The organism is Candidatus Pelagibacter bacterium nBUS_29 (assembly GCF_051200905.1).
Taxonomy (GTDB): Bacteria; Pseudomonadota; Alphaproteobacteria; order Pelagibacterales; family Pelagibacteraceae; genus Pelagibacter.
This window is the reverse complement of sequence record NZ_CP172843.1, coordinates 583,341-604,007: the sequence shown is the minus strand read 5'-3', so window position 1 is coordinate 604,007 and position 20,667 is coordinate 583,341. Positions and strand designations below refer to the sequence as shown.

Below are 20,667 nucleotides of genomic sequence, written 5' to 3'. Positions count from 1 at the left end.
AATAAATGTTTAGATTTTTTAAATTAAAAAAATGGTTTATGTGGTCATGGTTAGGATCAATAATAATTTTATCCTCACTTTGGATCCAAGTTAAAATTGATGTTAAAATAAACAAATGGTTTGGTCAATTTTATGACATGATCCAAAAAGCACTTGGTAAACCAAATGCAATAACTATTGAAGAATATTGGTCAAGCTTATTATCCTTTATAACACTTGCTGCAATTTATGTTGGTGTGGCTGTTGTTGTAAGTTTTTTCACATCCCATTATCTTTTTAGATGGAGAACTGCAATGGTTGAGTGGTATCATAGCGTTTATGATAGAGCGCGCAAAATCGAAGGTGCATCTCAGAGGGTCCAAGAAGATACAATAAAATTTTCTAGAATAATGGAAACATTAGGTACTAGTTTAATTGAAGCTTTAATGATTTTAATTGAATTTATGCCTATCTTATTTGGTTTAAGTGTAAGCATACCAATTTTCTTTTTTGGTGATTGGGATTATGGATTAATTGTTGGAGCTTTAATTTGGTCTGTTGGAGGAACTATATTTTTAATTGTACTGGGATTAATTTTAAGATTAGTTGGTGTTGAATATGATCTTCAAAAAAAAGAAGCAGCATATAGAAAAATATTAGTTGTAGCTGAAGATGATGGGACTATTAGACCAAAGTCTATAGAAGAACTATTTAATGGTGTAAGAGAAATACATTTTTTAAGTTACATTAGATATTTATATTTCAATGTTGGAAGAATTGCTTATTTACAAGCAAATGTACTATCAGCATATGTTTTCTTAGCACCTGCAATTGTAGCAGGTGCTGTTACTCTTGGGGTTATGCAGCAAATAATAAGAGCTTTTGGAAGAGTAGAGGGTTCTATGCAGTATATACTTAAAGCGTGGCCTACAATAATTGAATTAGCTAGTGTTTATAAACGTTTAAGAGAGTTCGAGTCAAAAATAAATCAAGATAAATTTGTTGATGAAAAAATTTAATGGCAATTGAAAAAAAGTTTATTGACCAATTTTGTAATGTTACATCTAAAGCAGCTCTAGCAGCTTCATACTTAGTAGGTAAGAAAGATAAAATTGCTGCTGATCAAGCGGCAGTTGATTCTATGCGGTCAGAACTAAATAAAATCAATATGAATGGACGTGTTGTAATAGGTGAGGGAACCTTAGATGAAGCTCCACTACTCTATACTGGAGAACTTTTAGGTACAAAAAATGGGCCAGATTTTGATATTGCAGTGGATCCTGTTGAGGGAACAAATTTTGTAGCTAATAATTTACCTGGTGGGATTGCTGTATTAGCAATTGGAGAAAAGGGTAACTTATTTAATGCACCAGAAACTTACATGAATAAAATTGCGACAGGAAAAATTGATAAAGATTTAATTGATTTAGATTATCCTTTGGAAAAAAATATTAAAAATTTATCAGAATTTAAAAGCAAAGATATTTCTTCAATAACTGTCTGTGTTTTAGATAGACCAAGACATAAGATTATTATTGATAAGTTAAAAGATTTAAATGTAAATATTAAACTTATAACAGATGGTGATGTACTTGGTGCATTATATGTTTCAGATCCAAAATATTCAGTAGATATGTTTTTAGGTATTGGTGGTGGTCCAGAAGGTGTTCTTGCAGCATGTGCGCTTGAACTCTTATGACTGTCATTTTCAAGGAAGATTTATTTTTGATAATGAAAAAGATATAATTGAAGCTAAATCAATGGGTATCACAGATTTAAACAGAAAATATGAATTAAACGAAATTGTTAAAGGAGATTCTCTTTTTTGCGCATCAGGAATAACTAATAGTGAAGTTTTAAAAGGAATTACTATTGAGGGAAATAAATATTTAAGTGAAACTTTGGTTACTCATAAAAAAAGTAATTTTAGAGAAATAGTTAAAAGTGTTAATTCAATAAATGAATGATTTCTGTTTCTGGAAAAACTTGGACACAACAAAAAGTTAATAAAAATTTAGTTGAAAAAGTTGAACAAGATCATGGTCTTGGAAATATTATATCACAGTTAATCATTTCAAGAAACTATGATCTCTCAGAAATATATGGGATCAACAATACTCTAATATTAACAAATATATTTAAAGATGATCATGATTACGAAAAAGCATCTTTAATTCTTTTGAATTCTATCAAAAACAATGAAAATATTTGTATTTTGGGGGATTATGATGTTGATGGCGCTTGCGCAACATCATTATTAGTTAGATATTTTAATCATATTAATCAAAAACATTTTTTTTATATTCCTGATAGAGTCAATGATGGCTATGGGGCCAGTAAAAAACTATTCGAAAAATTGATTTTAAAAAAACCTAAATTAGTAATAATGGTTGATTGTGGCTCGACCTCTAATGATGCGGTAAATTTTTTAAATCAAAATGATATTAGATCAATAATAATTGATCATCATGAAATTAACAAACCCTATCCAACATCAGATGTTATTATAAATCCAAAAAAAACGTCAAATAAAAAACAAAACTCTTTTTTATGTGCCACAGCTTTAACATATTTTTTTATTGATATTTTAGTAAAGAAATCCAAATCAAGTTTTAAATTATCAAACTTTTTGATCTATGTATTGCTTGCAACTGTATGTGATGTAATGCCTCTAAGAAAAATTAATAAAATTATAGCTCGTAACACAATTAACCAATTTAATTTAAAAAATAATGCAGCATTAAGTTTTATATTTGATCAGTATAAATTAAAAAAAAAGATAACTGTTGAGGATTTAGGTTTTTTAATTGGACCAATAATAAATTCAGGTGGAAGACTTAACTATTCTAAATACGCTGTTGAATTGTTATCAACAGATAATCTGGAAATTATAAAAGATAGATCTATTAAATTAATAGACCTTAATGATAAAAGAAAAAAAATTGAACAAAATATTTTAGATGAAATCAATTTTAATCAAATTAAAAATGAAAACAATGATGTTATAATTTATTATAAAGATAATTTAAACGAGGGATTAATTGGCATTATTGCTGCGAGATTAAAAGATTTTTTTGAAAAACCTTCAATTGTTATTACAACATCTAATCATCTACTTAAAGGCTCAGCAAGATCTACCCAATCATACAACATAGGTAATGTAATTAAAAAACTAGTTGATAATAAAATTATTAAAAATGGAGGTGGACACAATATGGCTGCAGGTTTTACAATGAGAAAAAATAAAATAAAATCTTTAAATAATTTTATTCAAAATGATTATTTAAAAAAAATGTCCCCTATAATAAATATAAACAAATATGATATGGAGCTATCTTCATCAGCAATTAAAAAAAAATTCATTGATGATATTAATAAATTGGGACCATTTGGAAATTTTAACTTTTCACCAATCTTCTTAATTAAAGATTTAAGAATCATAAAATTTGATATAATTAAAAGCAAACATGTAGCAGTTATAGTAAAGCCAAAAATAGGTGCATCAATTAAAGCAATATGTTTTAACTGTATGAATACTAAAATTGGAGAATATTTATTATCTTATAAAAAAAAGATTAATATTATTGCTCAAATAAGTGAAAATATTTGGAATAATAAAAGATCAGCTCAATTAAACATCAAAGATTTAATTCTATAAATTAATAAGTCTTGAATTATTGTAACATTTAAAATAAAAGTCCCTTCAACGGTCCCTTCGTCTATCGGTTAGGACAGCTGGTTTTCATCCTGCAAAGGGGGGTTCGATTCCCCCAGGGACCGCCAATTATGTCATTTTTTGTCTATATGATTTTATCTAAGCATAAAGATAAACATGTTAGCTATGTTGGATATACAAACAATATTAAAAATAGAATTCAGCTTCATAATACTTCAAAAGGAGCAAAATTTACTAAAGGAAAAAAGTGGAAGCTAATTTATTTTAAAAAATATCAAAATAAAGTAGATGCAATGAAAAATGAGTATAAATTAAAAAAGAATTACAAATTAAGATCAAAAATTAAACAAAATTTTATTAATGAAGAGTAAAAAAAAAATATATATAATTCTACCTTACAAAGAAAGTATAAATCCTCATTTTGCAGGAGCAGTTTCAATTTATGTAAAAGATACATCTAATTACTCAAAATATAAAAGAGATATCAAAATTATTTCATCAGAAATGTTTGATAAGATAAAAATTTTTAGAAATAAAAATTATATATTGAATTTTTGCAATAAATATAAAGATACAGAAATTGACATTATAGAAATTCATAATAGACCTGAATATTTAACTTATATAAGAAAGTATTTTCCATCTGCAAAAATAAATCTTTTTTTTCATAATGATCCATTAACACTAAGAGGTTCAGAAAATATTAAAGAACGTAAATATATTTTATCAAATACAAATAAAATTATTTTTCTAAGTAATTGGATACAGCAAATGTTTTTTCAAGGATTAAAAAATGTTAATTTGAATAACGTGGTATCATTACCAGTTGGAATTGATAAAGAAAAAAATGTTAATTTAAATAAAAAAGAAAAAAATATTTTGTTTGTTGGTAAACTAAATAAAGCTAAAGGTTATCATATATTTTGTAATACAGCACTAAAATTCAATAAATATGATCCCAGTTGGAAATTTATTGCCATTGGCAATGAAGCTAGAAAAGAAATATTTCCATCAAAAAACTCTGTTACAGAAGTTGGGTATTTAAAGAATAGTGAAGTTTTAGATTTTTATAAAATATCTGAAATAGCCATTGGTAATTCCGTTTGGAATGAACCACTTGGAAGAATTGCCATCGAGTCTAGTAGCAGAAAATGCTTGCCGATAATTACTGATAGGGGAGGTCTTGCTGAGTCCAAAAAAATTGCATACGTTTTAAAAAAAAATACGACTAATGAATTATTTGAATATTTAGTTAAAATTACAAAAAACAATAAATTAAGAAAAAAAAACAAAATTTATTTTATAAAAATAATAATTTTGACCTTAAAAAATTATCTAAAAAATTAGATGATATAAGAGATAATTTTTTTGATAATAATAAATTAACAAAATTTAAAAATCAAAAAATTTTGCATGTTGCAAATTTTAATGAAAATTCTGATGGCAGATTATTCTATTCATTTGCCAATAAATTAAATGCTGGATTTATAAAAAACAATCATATTATTGAAACTATTAGTGATAGATCTTTCTTGAAATTGAATAGATCACTAATAAACCCTTTTAATGAAAATAAGAAATTTAATGAAAAAATACTTAATACATTAAAAAATTTTTCCCCTAATTTAATATTAATTGGGCATGTCTTCAATATAGAAAAAAATGTATTCGATTATTGCAAAAAAAATAATATTAAAATTTGCTCTTGGTACATTGACTCAATATCTAAAGAATTTTTAAACAAAGACAAGAAAAGAAAATTTATGTACAATCTTCAATATGTAGATAACTATTTTATCACATCTTCTCCAAAAATTTTTAAAAGAAATAAATATTTTAAAAAGATAAAATTTATTCCAAACCCTGTCGATTCATCGATAGATAACCTTAAAAATTTTGAAAACGAAGATTTTAATTTCGATATTTTTTCAGCAATTAGTCATGGTCAAAATAGAGGTATACTAAAAAAAGGGAAATTTGATGAGAGAGAAAAATTCATAAAACAATTAATTTTTAATTTACCAGAAATTAAATTTGCATCATTTGGTATGGATAATTTTGAACCTATCTGGGGTGCAAACTATTATTACTATCTATCAAAGTCAAAAATGGCACTAAATATCAGTAGAGGATCTTATCAAAATCTTTATTCCAGTGACAGGATCTCATCATTGATTGGTAATGGAATGTTAGTTTTTATGAATAAAAAAACTAAATTTGAAAAATTATTTACCAATAAAGAAGTCGTATTTTACAAAAATCAAAAAGACTTGATTGATAAAATTAAATATTATTCCTTGAATAACAAAATTAGAATCAAATTTGCTAAATCAGCTTATAAAAAATACCACAATCATATGAATAATATGATAATAACTAATTACATCTTAAAGTGTGTTGAGTTGAATAACTCAAAAAACCCCTTTTGGCATAATAAAACATAAATGTTTTCAATACTTATACCTACATATAATAATTTAGAATACTTAAAGATTTGTGTTGAGAGTATTCAAAAAAATTCAAAATATGAACATCAGATAATTGTACACATTAACGAAGGTATTGATGGAACATTAGAGTATGTAAAAAATAAAAAACTAGATTTTACTCTAAGTATTAAAAATATAGGTATGCCAAAGGCTTTAAATAGAGCTTCTATTAAAGCTAAATTTGATTATATCGTTATTTCTCACGATGATTTTTATTATTGTCCTGGTTGGGATGTTGAGCTTGTAAATAACGTAAATTTTATTGGTCATAATAATTTTTATTTATCATCGACAATGGTTGGTGCGGGACAAGTTGAGTTTGACGCTGGACAAACTATAGAAAATTTTGATGAGGCAAAACTTTTGAAAAATTTAGAAAAAATTAAAACATTTGATTTTCAAGGTACCACCAAATGTCCTGGCCTAATTCATAAAGAAATTTGGGAAAGAGTAGGCGGATGGAGTGAAGAATTCTCTCCGACAGGCGGTGATGATACAGATTTTGCTATGAAATTATGGAAAATAAATATTAGAATATTTAAGGGATTAGGTAAATCTCTTGCCTATCACTTTGGATCAATAACCACTAGAAAGAAAAATAAATCATTATTCACTTATTTGGGTAGTAGAGGAAATAAAATATTTTTGATAAAATGGGGTATTGGTATTAATTTTTTTGAGAAATTTTATTTAAAGTCAGGACTAGATAATAATAAAAATTTGATTTTTAATAAATATGTTAGTCCCTTAGATGAGCCAAAAAAAAATCTTAATTTTTACATAGAATTAATTAAAGGAAAATTTAAAATATGTTATTTATATTTAATAAGGTTTAAATAAAATTAACTAGAAATTTTTAAACCAGTTTTAGTTATTTCTGATTTTTCTTGATAATCATAATCTGTATTAACAGACCATAAGTCGTGATTTTTTTTTAATGTTAAGTTTTCTGCAGCCAAAATTCCCATTAAAATACTATGATCTTGATTATTATATTTATATGAACCATATCTTCCAATAACATCAAGTCTCTTTATGGTTTTTAGATATTTGATTACTGGTCTCAAATTTTTCTTATAATTTTTGAAATAAACTGGATAACATTTGGGAATCTTTAGTACTTTAGTATCAATAATAGATTTTGAACTTACTAAATTTGTCTTAATTAATTCATTTATTGCTAATGATGAAATATCTTTATCATTATTTTTCCATATGACATCTTTATTGTAACACCAAAACTCCATACATAATATTGTATTTTTTGAGCTATTATTTATCTTTGAGTTCCAATTTGAAAAATTAGTAATTCTTCCAACATTTAAATCTTTTGAATGCAAATAAATCCATTGGTCAGAAAATATCTTTTTTTATTAATTTTAAGATAAACAAGAATAGTATTTCTGAAGTAAAGATTAGAAATATTTTTTTTTACAAGTCTAGGAACATTGTTTAAATTATTGACTAGATTTGTAATTGGCATAGTAGAAATTACATGATCAAATCTTTCTAATTTACCATTTGAAAATTTTACCAAAACATCATTTTTCATTATTTTTAAAGACTTAATTCTTTTTTTTAAGATAACTTTTCCACCTAATTTAGTAATCTTATTTTTAAAATTATTATACACGTAACCCGTTCCTTTTTTTGGATAGGCAAATAAATCTACCAAAGTTTTATGAGAATTATTGTTAGAGAAAAATGAATTTTTAATAGCTTCATACAGTGATAATTTTTTAATTCTCTGTGATGCAAAGTCAATATCTAGCTTATCACATTTAATACCCCATAATTTTTCACTATATGATTTAAAAAATATTTCATAAAGCTCTTTACCAAATCTATTTATAACCCATGTTTCAAAGTTTTCTTTATTTCTCTGCGGAAACACTTTGTACTTAATGTAGCTAATGACGCATAAAGTTGATCTAAAAAATCCAAGATTAAATAATGCATTTAATGGTTTTAAAGGATAGTCAAAAAATTTATTATCAAAATAAATTCTTGTTTTTCTATTTACCATTGAATATTTATCACCTACTACTTCGAGCCATAGTTTATTTACTCGTGGGTCGTCACTAAAAAAACGATGTGGACCTAAATCAACTAATTGACCCCAAAGTTTAATTGTTTTAGACATTCCCCCAATAATCTTATCAGCTTCATAAACTGAAACCTTTTGACCTTTTTTGGTTAATTGGTAAGCTGCTGTCAATCCAGCTGGACCACCACCTATAATACAAACTTTTTTATTTTTTTTCATAGGTAGGTGAAAATTTATCAATTGAATACATTATATCGGTTAACTCTTTATCAATTTTCATAAGATGATCAAGTTTGTTAGGATAAATAAAATAATAATTATTTTTTTTTTCTAATTTCTTTACACTAATTTTATTTAAATTAGGAGAACATAATTCTTTAATGTTTCCACAGAAATATTTATGATTTGATATTTTTATTGGCACTTTGAACTTATTTGATAATTGATATTTAATTTCAACCAATTTATGTTTTGGGAAGTTTGTATTAATATTAATTTCTTTAGTTATTCTGGCAATGTTTTTATAAACAAATAGACCCACCAAACAAAAGATCAATATATTAAATTTCTTAAAAGTTAAAATATAATTATTTTTTTGCAGTGGTATAAAAAAAAATAAACTATATATAAAAAAAATTACAAAAAAATACCCTCCAAATCTCATTGAAGGTGCTTCCCATAACCAGTATATTAATGTAACCGATGATGTTGAAATTAACGCTATTAAATCTTTTTTTGAATAGGGATTAGATGTTTTTGTTTTTGTAGATGTAAGAAATATTATTTTTAAAACAAAAGCTAAAAACAATACTATATAAATTTTTTCTACCTCTCCTTTATCTAATATCAATTTTCTGTGAAAACTATATTTAAAATTTTTTAAATATTCTTCAGCTTTTAAATTATTGTCTTTTATTTCTTTTGCGTACATTTTTATACCTTTTGAGTACGCTTTAAGATGATCAAATCTTTTCTTTGCTACCTCATTACCCAAACTCCAATTGACATAATTACTAGATATACAAGTAACCGGAATAGGGTAGATCAAACAACCTGTTTGAACTATATTTTTACTCATTGAAACAATTGATATGAAGATACATAAAAATAAAATTAATCTATCTTTTAAAAACAAAAATATTTTTAATTTAAGTTTGTAGAAATAATATATTAGATAAAAAATTGTGATTATTACGTATTGTTTTATAAAAAATCCAAAAACTATTAATAATAAAGATTTATTAAAATATGTTTTATCTTTAGTTTTGTAAAAACTAATTAGATAGTAACTTAGTACACCTATTATACAAAAAGCAAATACATCCAATCCATACTCTTTAAATCTTGTAAACTTTATTAAAATAATTGAGATGAAAAAATAAAATAATAATTTATTTTCAATAATTTTTTTTTTTGAATTTTCTTCAATCATAAAGATTAAAAAAAAACTAATTATGATTATTGATGGGTGATATATAAAGTTAATTTTAACTATTGGATCAATAAATAATGATGATAGATAAAAATATCCTTGACCGTATCCTAATTGATCATTTAAAGAAGCTATACCAAAAATTATCTTGTAATCATGTATATAATTAATTGTTGGTAAATGATACCAGTAGAAATCATCATGAACCCTATCTGTCAATGAACATATAAAAAAAATTATAATTATTATTAAAAATTTGTTAAATAATTTTGAGTCTATTTTCTTAATTAAAGAATAATTTTTTAGACCTATTAGTAAACCTACTACTTTTATTAATAGACCTACAAAATAATTTATTGGTAAAAAAAAATGTATAGTTACTAGAATTAAATATATTATTACAAATCCATATATTCCAGTTTCTCCAAAATTTAATTCTTTTTTAAACTGTTTCTTTAATAAAGATCCATATCCCCAAATTGAAAAAAACAAAAAACTTAAATAAATTAAAGAATAGGAAATATTTAGAATTATAGACATTGATGATGTTTAATATCTGGGAGTCATAAAATTGCAATTAACCATTAATTTAAAATTTAATATGTTTTAATGCATTGTTCTTAAATAAATTTGCTTCCTTAATGTATCTTCTAACCATTTCTGTTGACTTGTGACCTGTCATAGCCATTATACTTCGTTCTTCTGCACCTGACTCAGCTGCTGATGTTGCAAAACCAGATCTCAAACTATGACCAGAATAATTTTTGCTTTCAATTCCTGCTAACTTAAGATATTTTTTTATTAGAAGAGCTACAGTTTGATCTGTTAATCTATTTTCAGTCAATTTTGAACCTTTTGAAAACCTTCTAAATAAAGGACCTGAGTCAATATTTGATAATTCAATCCAATTTTTAATAGATAACACAGGACAATATTGCGAGTTATCAAAGTAGGGAAGCCCTTTAACTGAACCTTCACCATATTGGTCCGTTTTTGACCTCTTAAGGTTGATTTTAAGTCCTTCTGTTACAAAATCCAAATCATCAAAGTCTAGAGAAACTATTTCATTTCTTCTAAAACCTCCAGAAAAGCCAATTAAAATTATTGATCTGTCTCTTAATTTTTTAATTTCTTCTTTATTTTCCTTATCTATAACATTAATTAATATTTTTAAATCATTGATTAATATAGGTTTTTTACCTTTTTGAATACTTCCCTTTCTTCTTTTAATGCCCATTATATTCTCAATTATTGTTGGGTGTTTTGTATCCAAATAATATCCTTTATACTTATGAATAACTCCAATCGACACTAATCTTCGTTTTAAAGTGCTCATTTTAACATCTTTAGTAGATAAATGAGTCAGGTATAATGATACAATTTTGGGTTCTGAGGGAAGAGTTTTAAATCCATTTTTGACACAGAATAATTCGAAGTCTTTATAATCTGACTTATAAGCTCTAATAGTGTTATTAGCTTTAGAACTTTGTAAATTTAATAATGTTTCTTCTTGTAAAGCCTTTATATCAGTTATTATATTGCTCATATTTATTACTATTGATAACCATTAATTATCGTTAGTAATATAATAAGTGATTTTATAAGTCAATAGTTTAAATTTAGTAAATGAAAAAAAAATTATTCATAATTCTATTTTTTTTCCTGACCTTTGCAAATTTAACGTTCGCTGCTGACAAAGTAAAAATTATGAATATGGATATTAGCGATTTAATGGTTAGAGGATTTGAAATTTTTGATGTTTCAGTTGATGATAGTAAAGTTTATTACACTCTAAAAATGAAAGTTTTAGATGATAAAATGGTAAAATATCCTCCTGTAATACTTTGTGTGGTAAATCTAAAAGATCTGCATACAGCTTGTTTAGATATAAATTAAATCTATAATATTAATAATTTAAATTAATAAAATGAAGTAAATGATTAGAAAATTAGAGAAAAAAGATAAAGAAAATTGGGCTAAATTATACAATGGTTATGCTGATTTTTACAAAGTCTCAATGAATAAAGAGATTTTAGACACTTTATGGGATTGGATTCAAGATGATACTCATGATGTTAACGGAATTTGCTTTGAATTAAAGGATAAAATTATTGGAATTGCCCATTATAGAACAATGCCAAGACCAATTAAGGGTCAATATATTGGTTTTTTAGACGATATGTTCGTAGAGCCAGAATTTAGAGGTCAAAAAATAGCTCAAAAACTCATTAGTCACCTAAAATCATTATCTAAAGCCAATAATTGGAATGGAATTCGTTGGATCACCCACTCTTCCAATGCCACTGCAAAAAAACTATACGATAAAATAGCCAATAACACAGGTTTTGAACTTTATGAACTTAAAGGGGACTAAGTTTCAGTTAAAGGTCTGGAATTATTTGAGAAAAATACCAAAAGGTAAAGTTAAAACATACCTTGAAGTTGCTAAAGCCATTGGAAAACCTAAAGCTTTTAGGGCTGTTGCTAATGCTGTAGGTAAAAACCCCTATTCTCCCAAAATACCCTGTCATAGAGTAATCAGATCTGATGGCAGCCTTGGTGGCTACTCAGGAAAAGGTGGTATTCAGCAAAAAAGGCGATTACTGAGGTTAGAGAAGGTTTTCATTAAATAGCGTTTTTTATGTACCAAATCCTTAAATTAACCGCTAAAATAAACACTTTTAAGCTATTATAATCCTTTTTCCCATAAATAGTATTATGCACCCTTTAGTTGTACTAGATATCGATCTTTGCTTAAAATAAGGTGCTCTATGGCCGTTTAAAGCGTATATTCGGATAGTGCATTGCTCTAGTTTTCAATGATATCAATACTTTTAGAAGATGAAAAAACAGCTTGTTTTTTTAGTTATTTTCGCTCCCCTCCTGCACTTTGATCTTAATTATTTATGTTAGAATGTTTAAAAGTGTTGATATTAAACAATTTTAATCAATCACAATAAATTTGATTTGTTGATATAATTTTTATTAATATAAAATTGAATATTGGATTAATGATTATATTATTATCGCTAATTATTGAGGTTAATTGAATATATAGTAATATTTTTTTTACTATATTACAATTTTATTTATATATTTTATAAATTAAATTAATCAACAATTACAATTGTTTAGTGTATAAAATTAATCTAATACATTAGTATTTAGTAAATAATTTATTACTATTAATTTAATTTGCTTAGATAGTATTCTCTCCTAGAGATATATAGACCACTTAATACTATAATGAAAAGACCAAGATAAGTCCAATTATCAGGAAGTTCATGGAAGAAATAATAACTAATAATGATATTAGTGATAATCTCTGTATAGCCTAAAGGAGCTAATTTAGAAGCATCAGCATATTTGAGTGATAAAATGATAAAAAGATGCGCTACAGAGGCTATAAGGCCGATTATAGCCATCATGATCCACTCATTTGGGGTTGGATTAACCCACACTGAAGGCAAAAACACACTAATTATCGCTAACCCTACTACACCAGTAAATAAAAGCGTTAAAAGCGAATTATCTGAAGTACTTAACTTTCTAGTTATTACTAAATAGAAGCCATAACAAACACCGCAAGCTAGAGCTGCTAAAGTGGCTAAATTAACATCTATGAATCCTGGCCTGATAACAATTAGAGTCCCTAAAAAACCTACAAGCACAGCTGACCATCTTCTAATACCAACTTTTTCACCAAGAAAAAATGGGGATAAAGCAGTGCATGTTATTGGGGCAACAAATGCAAGTGTTAATGCTTTAGGAAGTGAAATTACTGATATTGAATAGAAGAAACATAAAGTTGAAAAAGCAAGAATTATTCCTCTGACAAGCTGAAGCTTAGGTCTTTTGCTCCAAACAAGGGTTTCTCTATAAAATAAAACCATTAAAGAAAGCGTGAAAACAACAGTGAAGAAATATCTAGCCCAAGTTATTTGAAAAACATCCATTGTAAGACTTAGATGTTTAGCAATTGCATCCATTACCGGAACAATCATCCAAGCAGTAGCATTTAATATTATTGCCTTCATTCAAGAAGGATACTGCTTAATAGAAGTATTTTAAAGCAAAGAATAAGGTGATTGGTATAGTTATAAATGACATGACTGTTGATACAACGATCATACTCGCAACACTATCAACAATCTTTTTAGGAGAATACATTGAGCCGACTAGGTATGTTAATACAGCACTTGGCATCGCGCATTGAATTAATAAAACCCCTGCAGCAAATCCAGATAAATTAAAAAACTTTATTATCATATAACCAATTACTGGACCAATTATCACTCTTCCGATTGATGATATGAATGCAGATTGAAATGAAAAAACTTTAAATCTTGTTAACGCTATTCCTAACGACATAAGAATTAAAAAAATAGCTGTATATGTAAGCATCATTGTAAGATTAACGATGTAAACTGGTGACTCAATTTCAAAATAAAGAAATAATACTGAAATTATTATCGCATAAAAAGGTGGATTTTTAATTATTAGATCAAGATCAAACTTTCTGCTTGCTAAAAAAACACCTAAAGTAAAGTGGAATAAAATGACTAGTGAAGATATTGTTGCAGCTACACCTAAACCCTGACTGCCATACGCGAATAAGCAAATTGGTAAACCCATATTTCCTGTATTAGGTAAAATGAAAGGAGGTAATTCTCTAATAATTTCTTTTTTAAGAGCAAATAAAAAAACAATTCCTGTTAAAGCAAAACCATTGATAGCTAATAGAGCATACCAAAAATAATTTGTAAATATTTCAAAAGTAATTCCAGTTGTTGTTATTGAATAAAACACCATTGCTGGGGTACCAATATTTGCTGCAAAATTAGTAATGAAAGAAGTATCCAGTTTTGGATTTTTTTTACCTAAAAAATAACCAATGCCGACAATAAAAAAAACAGGAAATAAAACTTCAAAAAGTTTTAAGTAAATATCCATTAATTATACAATCTGATTAAAACTGGTGTTTTAAGAATATTTTTATTTTTCTTAAATATAGATAAACAGTTATTACAATTAAGTTCAGAAGTTTTATGAGTTATTATAACAATAGTAGCTTTATCATCTTTTTTATTAGGGGTTTGAATTAGCCTTTTTACAGATATATTATATTTAGCTAAACGGTTTGTAATTTGAGATAAAACACCTGGCTTATCTTTTACCTCAAATCTTAAATATAAAGAATTTACATAATTGTTAACATTATATGGTTTTAAGGATTTTAATTTATTAACAGAAACACCCAGAGGTTTTTTTATATTACCTCTTAAGATAGATAATAAATCAGACAACAATGCAGAAGATGTAGGACCTGGGCCAGCACCCTCTCCTTGTAAAATACTTTCACCAATAGGTTTTCCTTCAAGGATAACAGCATTCATTACACCGATAACGTTACCAATATAAGAATTTTTACTTACAAGGCATGGATGTACTGTTTCAAATAAATGACCATTTTTCAACTCAGATATTCCAAGAAGTTTAATTCTTAAATCTAATTGGTTTGCAATTTTAATATCTTTAAGATCAATTTTCTCAATTCCTTCCATTAAGCATTTGTGTTTAGAAATTTTACTATTAAATGATAATGATGATAAAATTCTAACTTTTGCGAAAGCATCAAAACCATTTAGATCTAATTTTGGATTTCCTGGTTCTGCATATCCAAGTTTTTGAGCTTTTTTTAGAACATCAGCAAAACTTTGGTTCGAATTTTCCATTTCTGAGAGAATATAGTTAGATGTACCATTTAAAATCCCATAAACTTTTGAAATTTTATTAGTAGCCAAACCTTCTTTAATTGATCTTAATATCGGAATTCCTCCAGCAACAGATGCTTCAAATTCTAGATTGACATTATTTTGTTCTGCAATTTTTGCTAATTCGTTACCGTGTTTTGAGATTAATGCTTTATTTGGAGTTATTACGTGAATTTTCTTTTTTAAAGCAGTCTCAACAACTTTTTTTGAAATCCCATCCGATAAACCTATAGCTTCAAACAAAATATCAACATTTGTTTTACTAAAAATATCTAACGGGTTTTTAAAAAATATTTTTTTATTAATTCTAAATTGTCTTTTTTTATTTATATTTCTAGCTGATATGGCTACAACATTAATCTTCTTGCCTGTTTTAAGCTCAATATCTTTTTTTTTAGTATTCAATTCATTAAGCAAATAAGAACCTACTTGTCCAAGACCTACTACAGCAATATTTATTGATTTTTTCATTGGTTTATATCCAGATATTTACTTTTTTTAGTATAGTCATCTATATAAATCTTATATTCGTCATAACTCATATTTGTTATGTCTTCTGACTTTTTTAATACTTCAGATAATTTTTTTTGATCTTCACTTTTTTTTACCACATCTTCTGTCCAATATTTAGAATCTTTGTTTAATGAACAATTATTTAAAATAAAAAAAATAAAAAAAATAAAGACTAATTTCATTATAAAGCTGTTTTAATTGGGAAATCAAATTTCATATTTAAATTTTGTACTGCTTGACCTGCTCCACCCTTAATCAAATTGTCTATAGCTGAAATTATTACAATCTTATTTTTGTATTTAGATTTACAAACAGAAATGAAACAATTGTTTGAGTTAATTACATCATTTGTACTTAACAGACTATTTGCTTCTAAAATTTTTATAAAATCATCATTCTTATAAAAATCTGTTAGTGTCTTAATTATTTTTGACTGAGTAACACCTTTTTCTAGATCAATATAAATAGTACTTAAAATACCTCGAAACATAGGAGTTAAATGAGGCGTAAAATTAAAACTTAATTTCTTTTTAGTGAATTTTCTTAACATTTGATCAATCTCTGAATTATGTCGGTGAAAGCCAACACCATAAGCACTTAAAGATTCATATAGGTTTTTATCTTTATATTTTTTATGGACAGCTCTACCAGCTCCTGAATAGCCAGATTTAGAATCCATTATTATATTGTTAACTTTAACTAATTTTTTTTTAAAAAGAGGAATTAAAGGTAAAAGTATTGAAGTTGGATAACAACCCGGACAAGATACAATCTGATATTTACCTATATCTTTTCCGTTAACTTCTGGAAGACAGTATATACTTTTCTTAATTAAATTTACTGCTCTGTGTTTTTGTTTGTACCATTTTAAATATTCTGATTCATTTTCTAATCTAAAATCAGCAGCTAAATCAATTAAAATGATATTTTTTGTTAAATGTTTTGAAATATCTTGCGCTTCTCCATTAGGTAATGCTGTAAAAACTACATCAACATCTTTTAAAAGTTTTTTATTAAATTTAATAATTTTTGGTAATTTTTTTCCTGAAAGAGATTTGTCATAACTAGAAATATTTTTTCCTACAGAACTATTTCCGCATAGAAATCTTATGTTTATAAATTTGTGTTTAATTAATAATCTAATTAATTGAACTCCAATATATCCAGTTGAACCAGCAACCAATGCATTAAGCTTAGGCATAATTTATTATAACAGTTTAAAATTAAAAAAGAATTATCTTTTAGAGAATTGGAAGCTTCTTCTAGCTTTTCTTCTACCAGGTTTTTTTCTTTCAACTGCTCTAGAGTCTCTGGTTGTAAGTTTTTCGGTTTTTAATGTAGATTTTAAATTTTCATCAAACATAACTAAAGCTTTAGAAATACCATGAACTAAGGCACCTGCTTGACCAGTTGGACCTCCCCCACTAACACTACATCTAACATCATAGTCAGTAGATTGTTTGATTATATCAAAAGGTCTAGTAATTTGAAGATGATGAAATTCACTTGAGAAATATTCATTGAATAATTTTCCATTTACATAAATCTTTCCTGAACCTTTTTTTAACCAAACTTTTGCAATTGAAGTTTTTCTTCTACCCGTTGCATACTTACTGTCTTTAAAGTCTAATTTTAGTTTAGGTGTTTTTGATGCTGTTTGAGTATTTTCCATATTAGTTTCTAACTAAGTTTTTGCTGTTTAATTTGCCTAACTCAATAATTTGAGGATTTTGTGCTGCATGTGGATGATCACTACCTGTATAAATTTTTAATTTAGTTAATTGTTTTCTGCCTAACACTCCACCAGGGAGCATTCTTTTAACGGCAAGCTTTAAAGTTTCACCTGGTTTTTTTTCGTGTAATTTCTCAGGTGTAGTCTCTTTAATTCCACCTGGGTGGCCAGTGTGTCTATAATAGATTTTATCCTCAAATTTTTTTCCAGTAAATTTTGCTTGTTCGATATTTTTAACTACAACAAAATCACCATGGTCCATATGAGGAGTATAAGTAGTTTTGTTTTTGCCACGAATGATTTTTGAAATAACAGTTGCTAATCTACCAACAACAGCATTAGTTGCGTCTATCTCGAACCATGATGATGTTACTTGGTCTTTTTTTACAAATTTTGTCATTGTGCCAGGATTAATACTATTATTAATTGCAAAGTCAATTTGATATTTGGCTTGCATTACAATACTTATCTGTTAAAAGGTTCAAGCCGATTTGATCCTATTGCGGGCATAAAACTGCTAAACAGGAATTTACACATCATTATCGGTAGGCATTTGAACTGTATTGTGCGCCTTACATTAAGTTAAAGCACTAAAAAAGGAGTAAAAATGAGTACAAAAAGAAATAATCCAGAAACTATCGCAATTCATGGTGGAGACTACAGAAGTGATACTGCAACAAATGCTGTAGCAGTTCCTATCTATAGAACTACATCATATCAATTCAATAGCACGGAGCATGCAGCCAACCTGTTTGCATTAAAAGAGTTTGGCAATATTTACACAAGAATCATGAACCCAACCAATGATGTATTGGAAAAAAGACTGGCGGCACTTGATGGTGGCTTAGCAAGTTTAACCGTTTCATCAGGACAAACAGCTTCAACTTTTGCAATATTAAATGTTGCTCAAGCTGGAGATAATATTGTTAGTTCAACAGATCTTTATGGTGGAACTGTATCTTTATTCACGCATACTTTAAGCAAACTTGGTATTGAAGTAAGATATGCTGACCCTTCTGATCCAAAAAACTTTGAAAAAGCTATAGATGATAAAACAAGAGCTTTTTATGGAGAAACTTTACCGAATCCATATTTAAGAGCTTTTCCTATCAAAGAAGTTTCAGATATTGGAAGAAAATACAATATACCACTTATTGTTGATAATACAGCTGCACCAGTAATTTGTAAGCCATTAGAACATGGGGCTGCTGTTGTGGTTTATTCGCTGACAAAATATATAGCAGGTCACGGAACTGTTGTTGGTGGAGCTTTAGTTGATGGTGGTAATTTTGATTGGACAGCAGATCCAAAAAGGCAACCTCTTTTCAACGAACCTGATGCTAGCTATGGAGGTGTAGTTTGGGGAAAAGCTGTTCCAGAACTTACAGGTGCTAATGTTTCTTTTGCAGTAAGAGCAAGAGTAACAATTTTAAGAGATCTTGGCTCAGCACTATCACCTGATAATGCCTTTGGCGTAATTCAAGGTTTAGAAACCGTAGCTTTAAGAATGAAACAACATTGTGAAAATGCTTCTAAAGTTGTTGATTATTTAAAGAAACATAAAGCGGTCGATAAAGTGATTTATGCTACTGAACATAATGATGAAATAAATAGTAGAGCTAAAAAATATCTTAAAGGTGGTTATGGTGCGCTAGTTGGCATTGAACTAGCTGGAGGTATTGAAGCAGGAAAAAGATTTATTGAGTCTTTGAAAATGTTCTACCATGTTGCAAACATTGGTGATGCTAGAAGCTTAGCAATTCATCCGGCAACAACAACACATAGTCAACTTACTGAAGATGAATTAGCTGCAGCTGGAGTAACACCTGGTTATGTAAGATTGAGTATTGGTTTGGAGCATATAGACGATATCATTGATGATTTGGATCAAGCTTTAGAGAATTCTTCTAAAGGTAAATTAAAAGCTGTTAGTTAATTTGAGTTTTATATGTCAACAAATAGAAACTAATTAGTTTTTTCCTCATACCTGGATATGTAGAGAAAATATAAAGTCGATAATATTATTAAAATAGAATTTATCTGGTGTAAAGATGCATAAATAATCTTTACTCCAGATAAAATAGTTAATATTCCTAACACAACCTGTAAAAACAAACTTATCCCAATAATTAAAATTGGTTTTCTAAATATTTTATTTGTCTCCTTAAAAATAGAAATTAACAGAAAAATATAAACTATCATAATTAGGTAAGCTAAATTTCTATGTAAAAATTGTACAATAGAAGGATTATCAAAAACAGAAATGTTTAAAAATTCAATCATTTTACTATCATCCGGAAAATAAGAAGCGCCCATTAAAGGCCATGTATTATAAATGGTTCCAGCATCCATACCTGATACAAAAGCACCAATAATTAATTGTATAAATAGCAAAACAAGAAAAAATTTAATAAAAAATAATTTAATAGAAATTTGATTAATTTGTAGTTTGGTCAATTTTAAGATATTCCAAAAAACCATTGAAAGGATAATAAAGGCTGTAAACAAATGTATGGATAATCTATAATGACTGACATCAATTCTATTTACCAAACCACTGGATACCATGTACCATCCTAAAAAACCTTGCAAGCAAACTAAAATAAAAATTATGCCATATCTTTTTACAACCCATAAACCATTTTTAATTGCAAAATATAGAAGCGGTAATAATGTAATCAAACCAATTAGTCGACCTAGTTGTCGATGAGCCCATTCCCACCAAAAAATTAGTTTAAACTCATCTAAAGTCATATTAAAGTTTTGTTCCTGATATTCCGGGATTGTCTTATAAAGATTAAAATAATCTATCCATTTATCACTTGTTAAAGGGGGAAGAAAACCTACAAATACTTCCCACGTTGTAATGGATAGACCTGAATTTGTTAATCTTGTTAGACCACCTACTAAGATAATCAAAATAATCAATGATAATAATATAAGTAACCAAATTTTTAATTGATAATTTATATGACTATTCGCACTGTACATGTGTAGATAAATATAATAATTATTAATTAATCCA

General features: G+C 26.9%; 22 protein-coding genes, 1 tRNA gene, 1 pseudogene and 1 riboswitch. Of the genes and pseudogenes, 12 read left to right on the top strand and 12 right to left on the bottom strand.

What is annotated here, in order from left to right; genetic code table 11:
* Positions 1-5 precede the first annotated feature (5 nt).
* From ACIJYA_RS03270 to ACIJYA_RS03235, 8 genes and pseudogenes are all read left to right on the top strand, one after another.
* A complete protein-coding gene (locus tag ACIJYA_RS03270; RefSeq protein ID WP_435089117.1) occupies positions 6-998 on the top strand; it encodes a putative transporter in 993 nt (330 codons plus the stop codon).
* A pseudogene (gene glpX / locus ACIJYA_RS03265) lies at positions 998-1,946 on the top strand (class II fructose-bisphosphatase). Before ACIJYA_RS03270 ends, glpX begins: the two are co-directional and overlap by 1 nt.
* Positions 1,943-3,637: a single-stranded-DNA-specific exonuclease RecJ gene (recJ, locus tag ACIJYA_RS03260; RefSeq protein WP_435089115.1), complete on the top strand. Its 1,695-nt coding sequence runs from the start codon at positions 1,943-1,945 to the stop codon at positions 3,635-3,637. The pseudogene glpX and the gene recJ overlap by 4 nt, the downstream one beginning before the upstream one ends.
* A 50-nt stretch (positions 3,638-3,687) precedes the next feature.
* Positions 3,688-3,762 (top strand) — tRNA-Glu (locus tag ACIJYA_RS03255).
* A 3-nt stretch (positions 3,763-3,765) separates the two neighbouring features.
* On the top strand, positions 3,766-4,026 hold the full coding sequence (locus tag ACIJYA_RS03250; protein WP_435089114.1) for a GIY-YIG nuclease family protein: 261 nt from the start codon (positions 3,766-3,768) through the stop codon (positions 4,024-4,026).
* The gene (locus ACIJYA_RS03245) at positions 4,016-5,002 is read left to right on the top strand and encodes a glycosyltransferase family 4 protein (protein WP_435089113.1); all 987 of its coding nucleotides are present in this window, start codon (positions 4,016-4,018) and stop codon (positions 5,000-5,002) included. Before ACIJYA_RS03250 ends, ACIJYA_RS03245 begins: the two co-directional genes overlap by 11 nt.
* Positions 5,003-5,064: 62 nt before the next feature.
* The gene (locus ACIJYA_RS03240; protein WP_435089112.1) at positions 5,065-6,099 is read left to right on the top strand and encodes a glycosyltransferase; all 1,035 of its coding nucleotides are present in this window, start codon (positions 5,065-5,067) and stop codon (positions 6,097-6,099) included.
* Positions 6,100-6,984 (top strand): glycosyltransferase family 2 protein, encoded by an 885-nt coding sequence (locus tag ACIJYA_RS03235; RefSeq protein WP_435089111.1) that lies wholly within the window; start codon positions 6,100-6,102, stop codon positions 6,982-6,984.
* 2 nt (positions 6,985-6,986) lie between these two features.
* Here the strand turns inward: ACIJYA_RS03235 and ACIJYA_RS03230 are convergent, their stop codons facing one another.
* From ACIJYA_RS03230 to ACIJYA_RS03215, 4 genes are read right to left on the bottom strand one after another with little or no spacing between them, the layout of a single operon-like run.
* The gene (locus ACIJYA_RS03230; RefSeq protein WP_435089110.1) at positions 6,987-7,484 is read right to left on the bottom strand and encodes a hypothetical protein; all 498 of its coding nucleotides are present in this window, start codon (positions 7,482-7,484) and stop codon (positions 6,987-6,989) included.
* A complete protein-coding gene (locus ACIJYA_RS03225) occupies positions 7,466-8,410 on the bottom strand; it encodes an FAD-dependent oxidoreductase (protein WP_435089109.1) in 945 nt (314 codons plus the stop codon). Before ACIJYA_RS03225 ends, ACIJYA_RS03230 begins: the two co-directional genes overlap by 19 nt.
* Positions 8,397-10,163: an LIC_10190 family membrane protein gene (locus ACIJYA_RS03220; RefSeq protein ID WP_435089108.1), complete on the bottom strand. Its 1,767-nt coding sequence runs from the start codon at positions 10,161-10,163 to the stop codon at positions 8,397-8,399. Before ACIJYA_RS03220 ends, ACIJYA_RS03225 begins: the two co-directional genes overlap by 14 nt.
* 49 nt (positions 10,164-10,212) lie before the next feature.
* Positions 10,213-11,169, bottom strand: a complete 957-nt coding sequence (locus tag ACIJYA_RS03215) for a site-specific integrase (RefSeq protein WP_435089107.1) — start codon at positions 11,167-11,169, stop codon at positions 10,213-10,215.
* 80 nt (positions 11,170-11,249) lie between these two features.
* On the opposite strand from ACIJYA_RS03215, the gene ACIJYA_RS03210 reads away from it, so the two are divergent.
* The 3 genes from ACIJYA_RS03210 to ACIJYA_RS03200 are packed head-to-tail and all read left to right on the top strand — an operon-like array spanning position 11,250 to position 12,256.
* Positions 11,250-11,519, top strand: coding sequence for a hypothetical protein (locus tag ACIJYA_RS03210; RefSeq protein WP_435089106.1), 270 nt, complete (start codon positions 11,250-11,252; stop codon positions 11,517-11,519).
* Between the two features lie 40 nt (positions 11,520-11,559).
* The gene (locus ACIJYA_RS03205; protein WP_435089104.1) at positions 11,560-11,997 is read left to right on the top strand and encodes a GNAT family N-acetyltransferase; all 438 of its coding nucleotides are present in this window, start codon (positions 11,560-11,562) and stop codon (positions 11,995-11,997) included.
* Positions 11,978-12,256: a methylated-DNA--[protein]-cysteine S-methyltransferase gene (locus ACIJYA_RS03200; protein ID WP_435089101.1), complete on the top strand. Its 279-nt coding sequence runs from the start codon at positions 11,978-11,980 to the stop codon at positions 12,254-12,256. The genes ACIJYA_RS03205 and ACIJYA_RS03200 overlap by 20 nt, the downstream gene beginning before the upstream one ends.
* A 552-nt stretch (positions 12,257-12,808) precedes the next feature.
* Here ACIJYA_RS03200 and ACIJYA_RS03195 read toward each other — a convergent pair.
* Genes ACIJYA_RS03195 through rplM form a run of 7 tightly spaced genes read right to left on the bottom strand, consistent with a single transcriptional unit; the run spans position 12,809 to position 18,042 of the window.
* On the bottom strand, positions 12,809-13,660 hold the full coding sequence (locus tag ACIJYA_RS03195) for a DMT family transporter (protein WP_435089099.1): 852 nt from the start codon (positions 13,658-13,660) through the stop codon (positions 12,809-12,811).
* 16 nt (positions 13,661-13,676) lie between these two features.
* Positions 13,677-14,576: an AEC family transporter gene (locus tag ACIJYA_RS03190; RefSeq protein WP_435089098.1), complete on the bottom strand. Its 900-nt coding sequence runs from the start codon at positions 14,574-14,576 to the stop codon at positions 13,677-13,679.
* A complete protein-coding gene (locus tag ACIJYA_RS03185; protein WP_435089096.1) occupies positions 14,576-15,868 on the bottom strand; it encodes a homoserine dehydrogenase in 1,293 nt (430 codons plus the stop codon). Before ACIJYA_RS03185 ends, ACIJYA_RS03190 begins: the two co-directional genes overlap by 1 nt.
* Positions 15,865-16,092: a hypothetical protein gene (locus ACIJYA_RS03180; RefSeq protein ID WP_435089095.1), complete on the bottom strand. Its 228-nt coding sequence runs from the start codon at positions 16,090-16,092 to the stop codon at positions 15,865-15,867. Before ACIJYA_RS03180 ends, ACIJYA_RS03185 begins: the two co-directional genes overlap by 4 nt.
* Positions 16,092-17,111, bottom strand: a complete 1,020-nt coding sequence (gene argC / locus ACIJYA_RS03175; protein ID WP_435089093.1) for an N-acetyl-gamma-glutamyl-phosphate reductase — start codon at positions 17,109-17,111, stop codon at positions 16,092-16,094. Before argC ends, ACIJYA_RS03180 begins: the two co-directional genes overlap by 1 nt.
* A gap of 33 nt (positions 17,112-17,144) precedes the next feature.
* Positions 17,145-17,582 carry a 30S ribosomal protein S9 gene (rpsI, locus tag ACIJYA_RS03170; RefSeq protein ID WP_435089091.1) on the bottom strand — a complete coding sequence of 146 codons (438 nt, stop codon included), beginning with the start codon at positions 17,580-17,582 and terminating at the stop codon, positions 17,145-17,147.
* A 1-nt stretch (position 17,583) separates the two neighbouring features.
* Complete coding sequence (rplM, locus tag ACIJYA_RS03165) at positions 17,584-18,042, bottom strand: 50S ribosomal protein L13 (protein WP_435089254.1); 459 nt, start codon at positions 18,040-18,042, stop codon at positions 17,584-17,586.
* A gap of 138 nt (positions 18,043-18,180) precedes the next feature.
* Positions 18,181-18,247, top strand: a riboswitch (SAM riboswitch).
* A 2-nt stretch (positions 18,248-18,249) separates the two neighbouring features.
* On the opposite strand from rplM, the gene ACIJYA_RS03160 reads away from it, so the two are divergent.
* Positions 18,250-19,578: an O-acetylhomoserine aminocarboxypropyltransferase/cysteine synthase family protein gene (locus tag ACIJYA_RS03160; protein ID WP_435089090.1), complete on the top strand. Its 1,329-nt coding sequence runs from the start codon at positions 18,250-18,252 to the stop codon at positions 19,576-19,578.
* Positions 19,579-19,607: 29 nt separating this feature from the next.
* Here ACIJYA_RS03160 and ACIJYA_RS03155 read toward each other — a convergent pair whose 3' ends face one another.
* A complete protein-coding gene (locus ACIJYA_RS03155; protein ID WP_435089088.1) occupies positions 19,608-20,633 on the bottom strand; it encodes a COX15/CtaA family protein in 1,026 nt (341 codons plus the stop codon).
* Positions 20,634-20,667 lie beyond the last annotated feature (34 nt).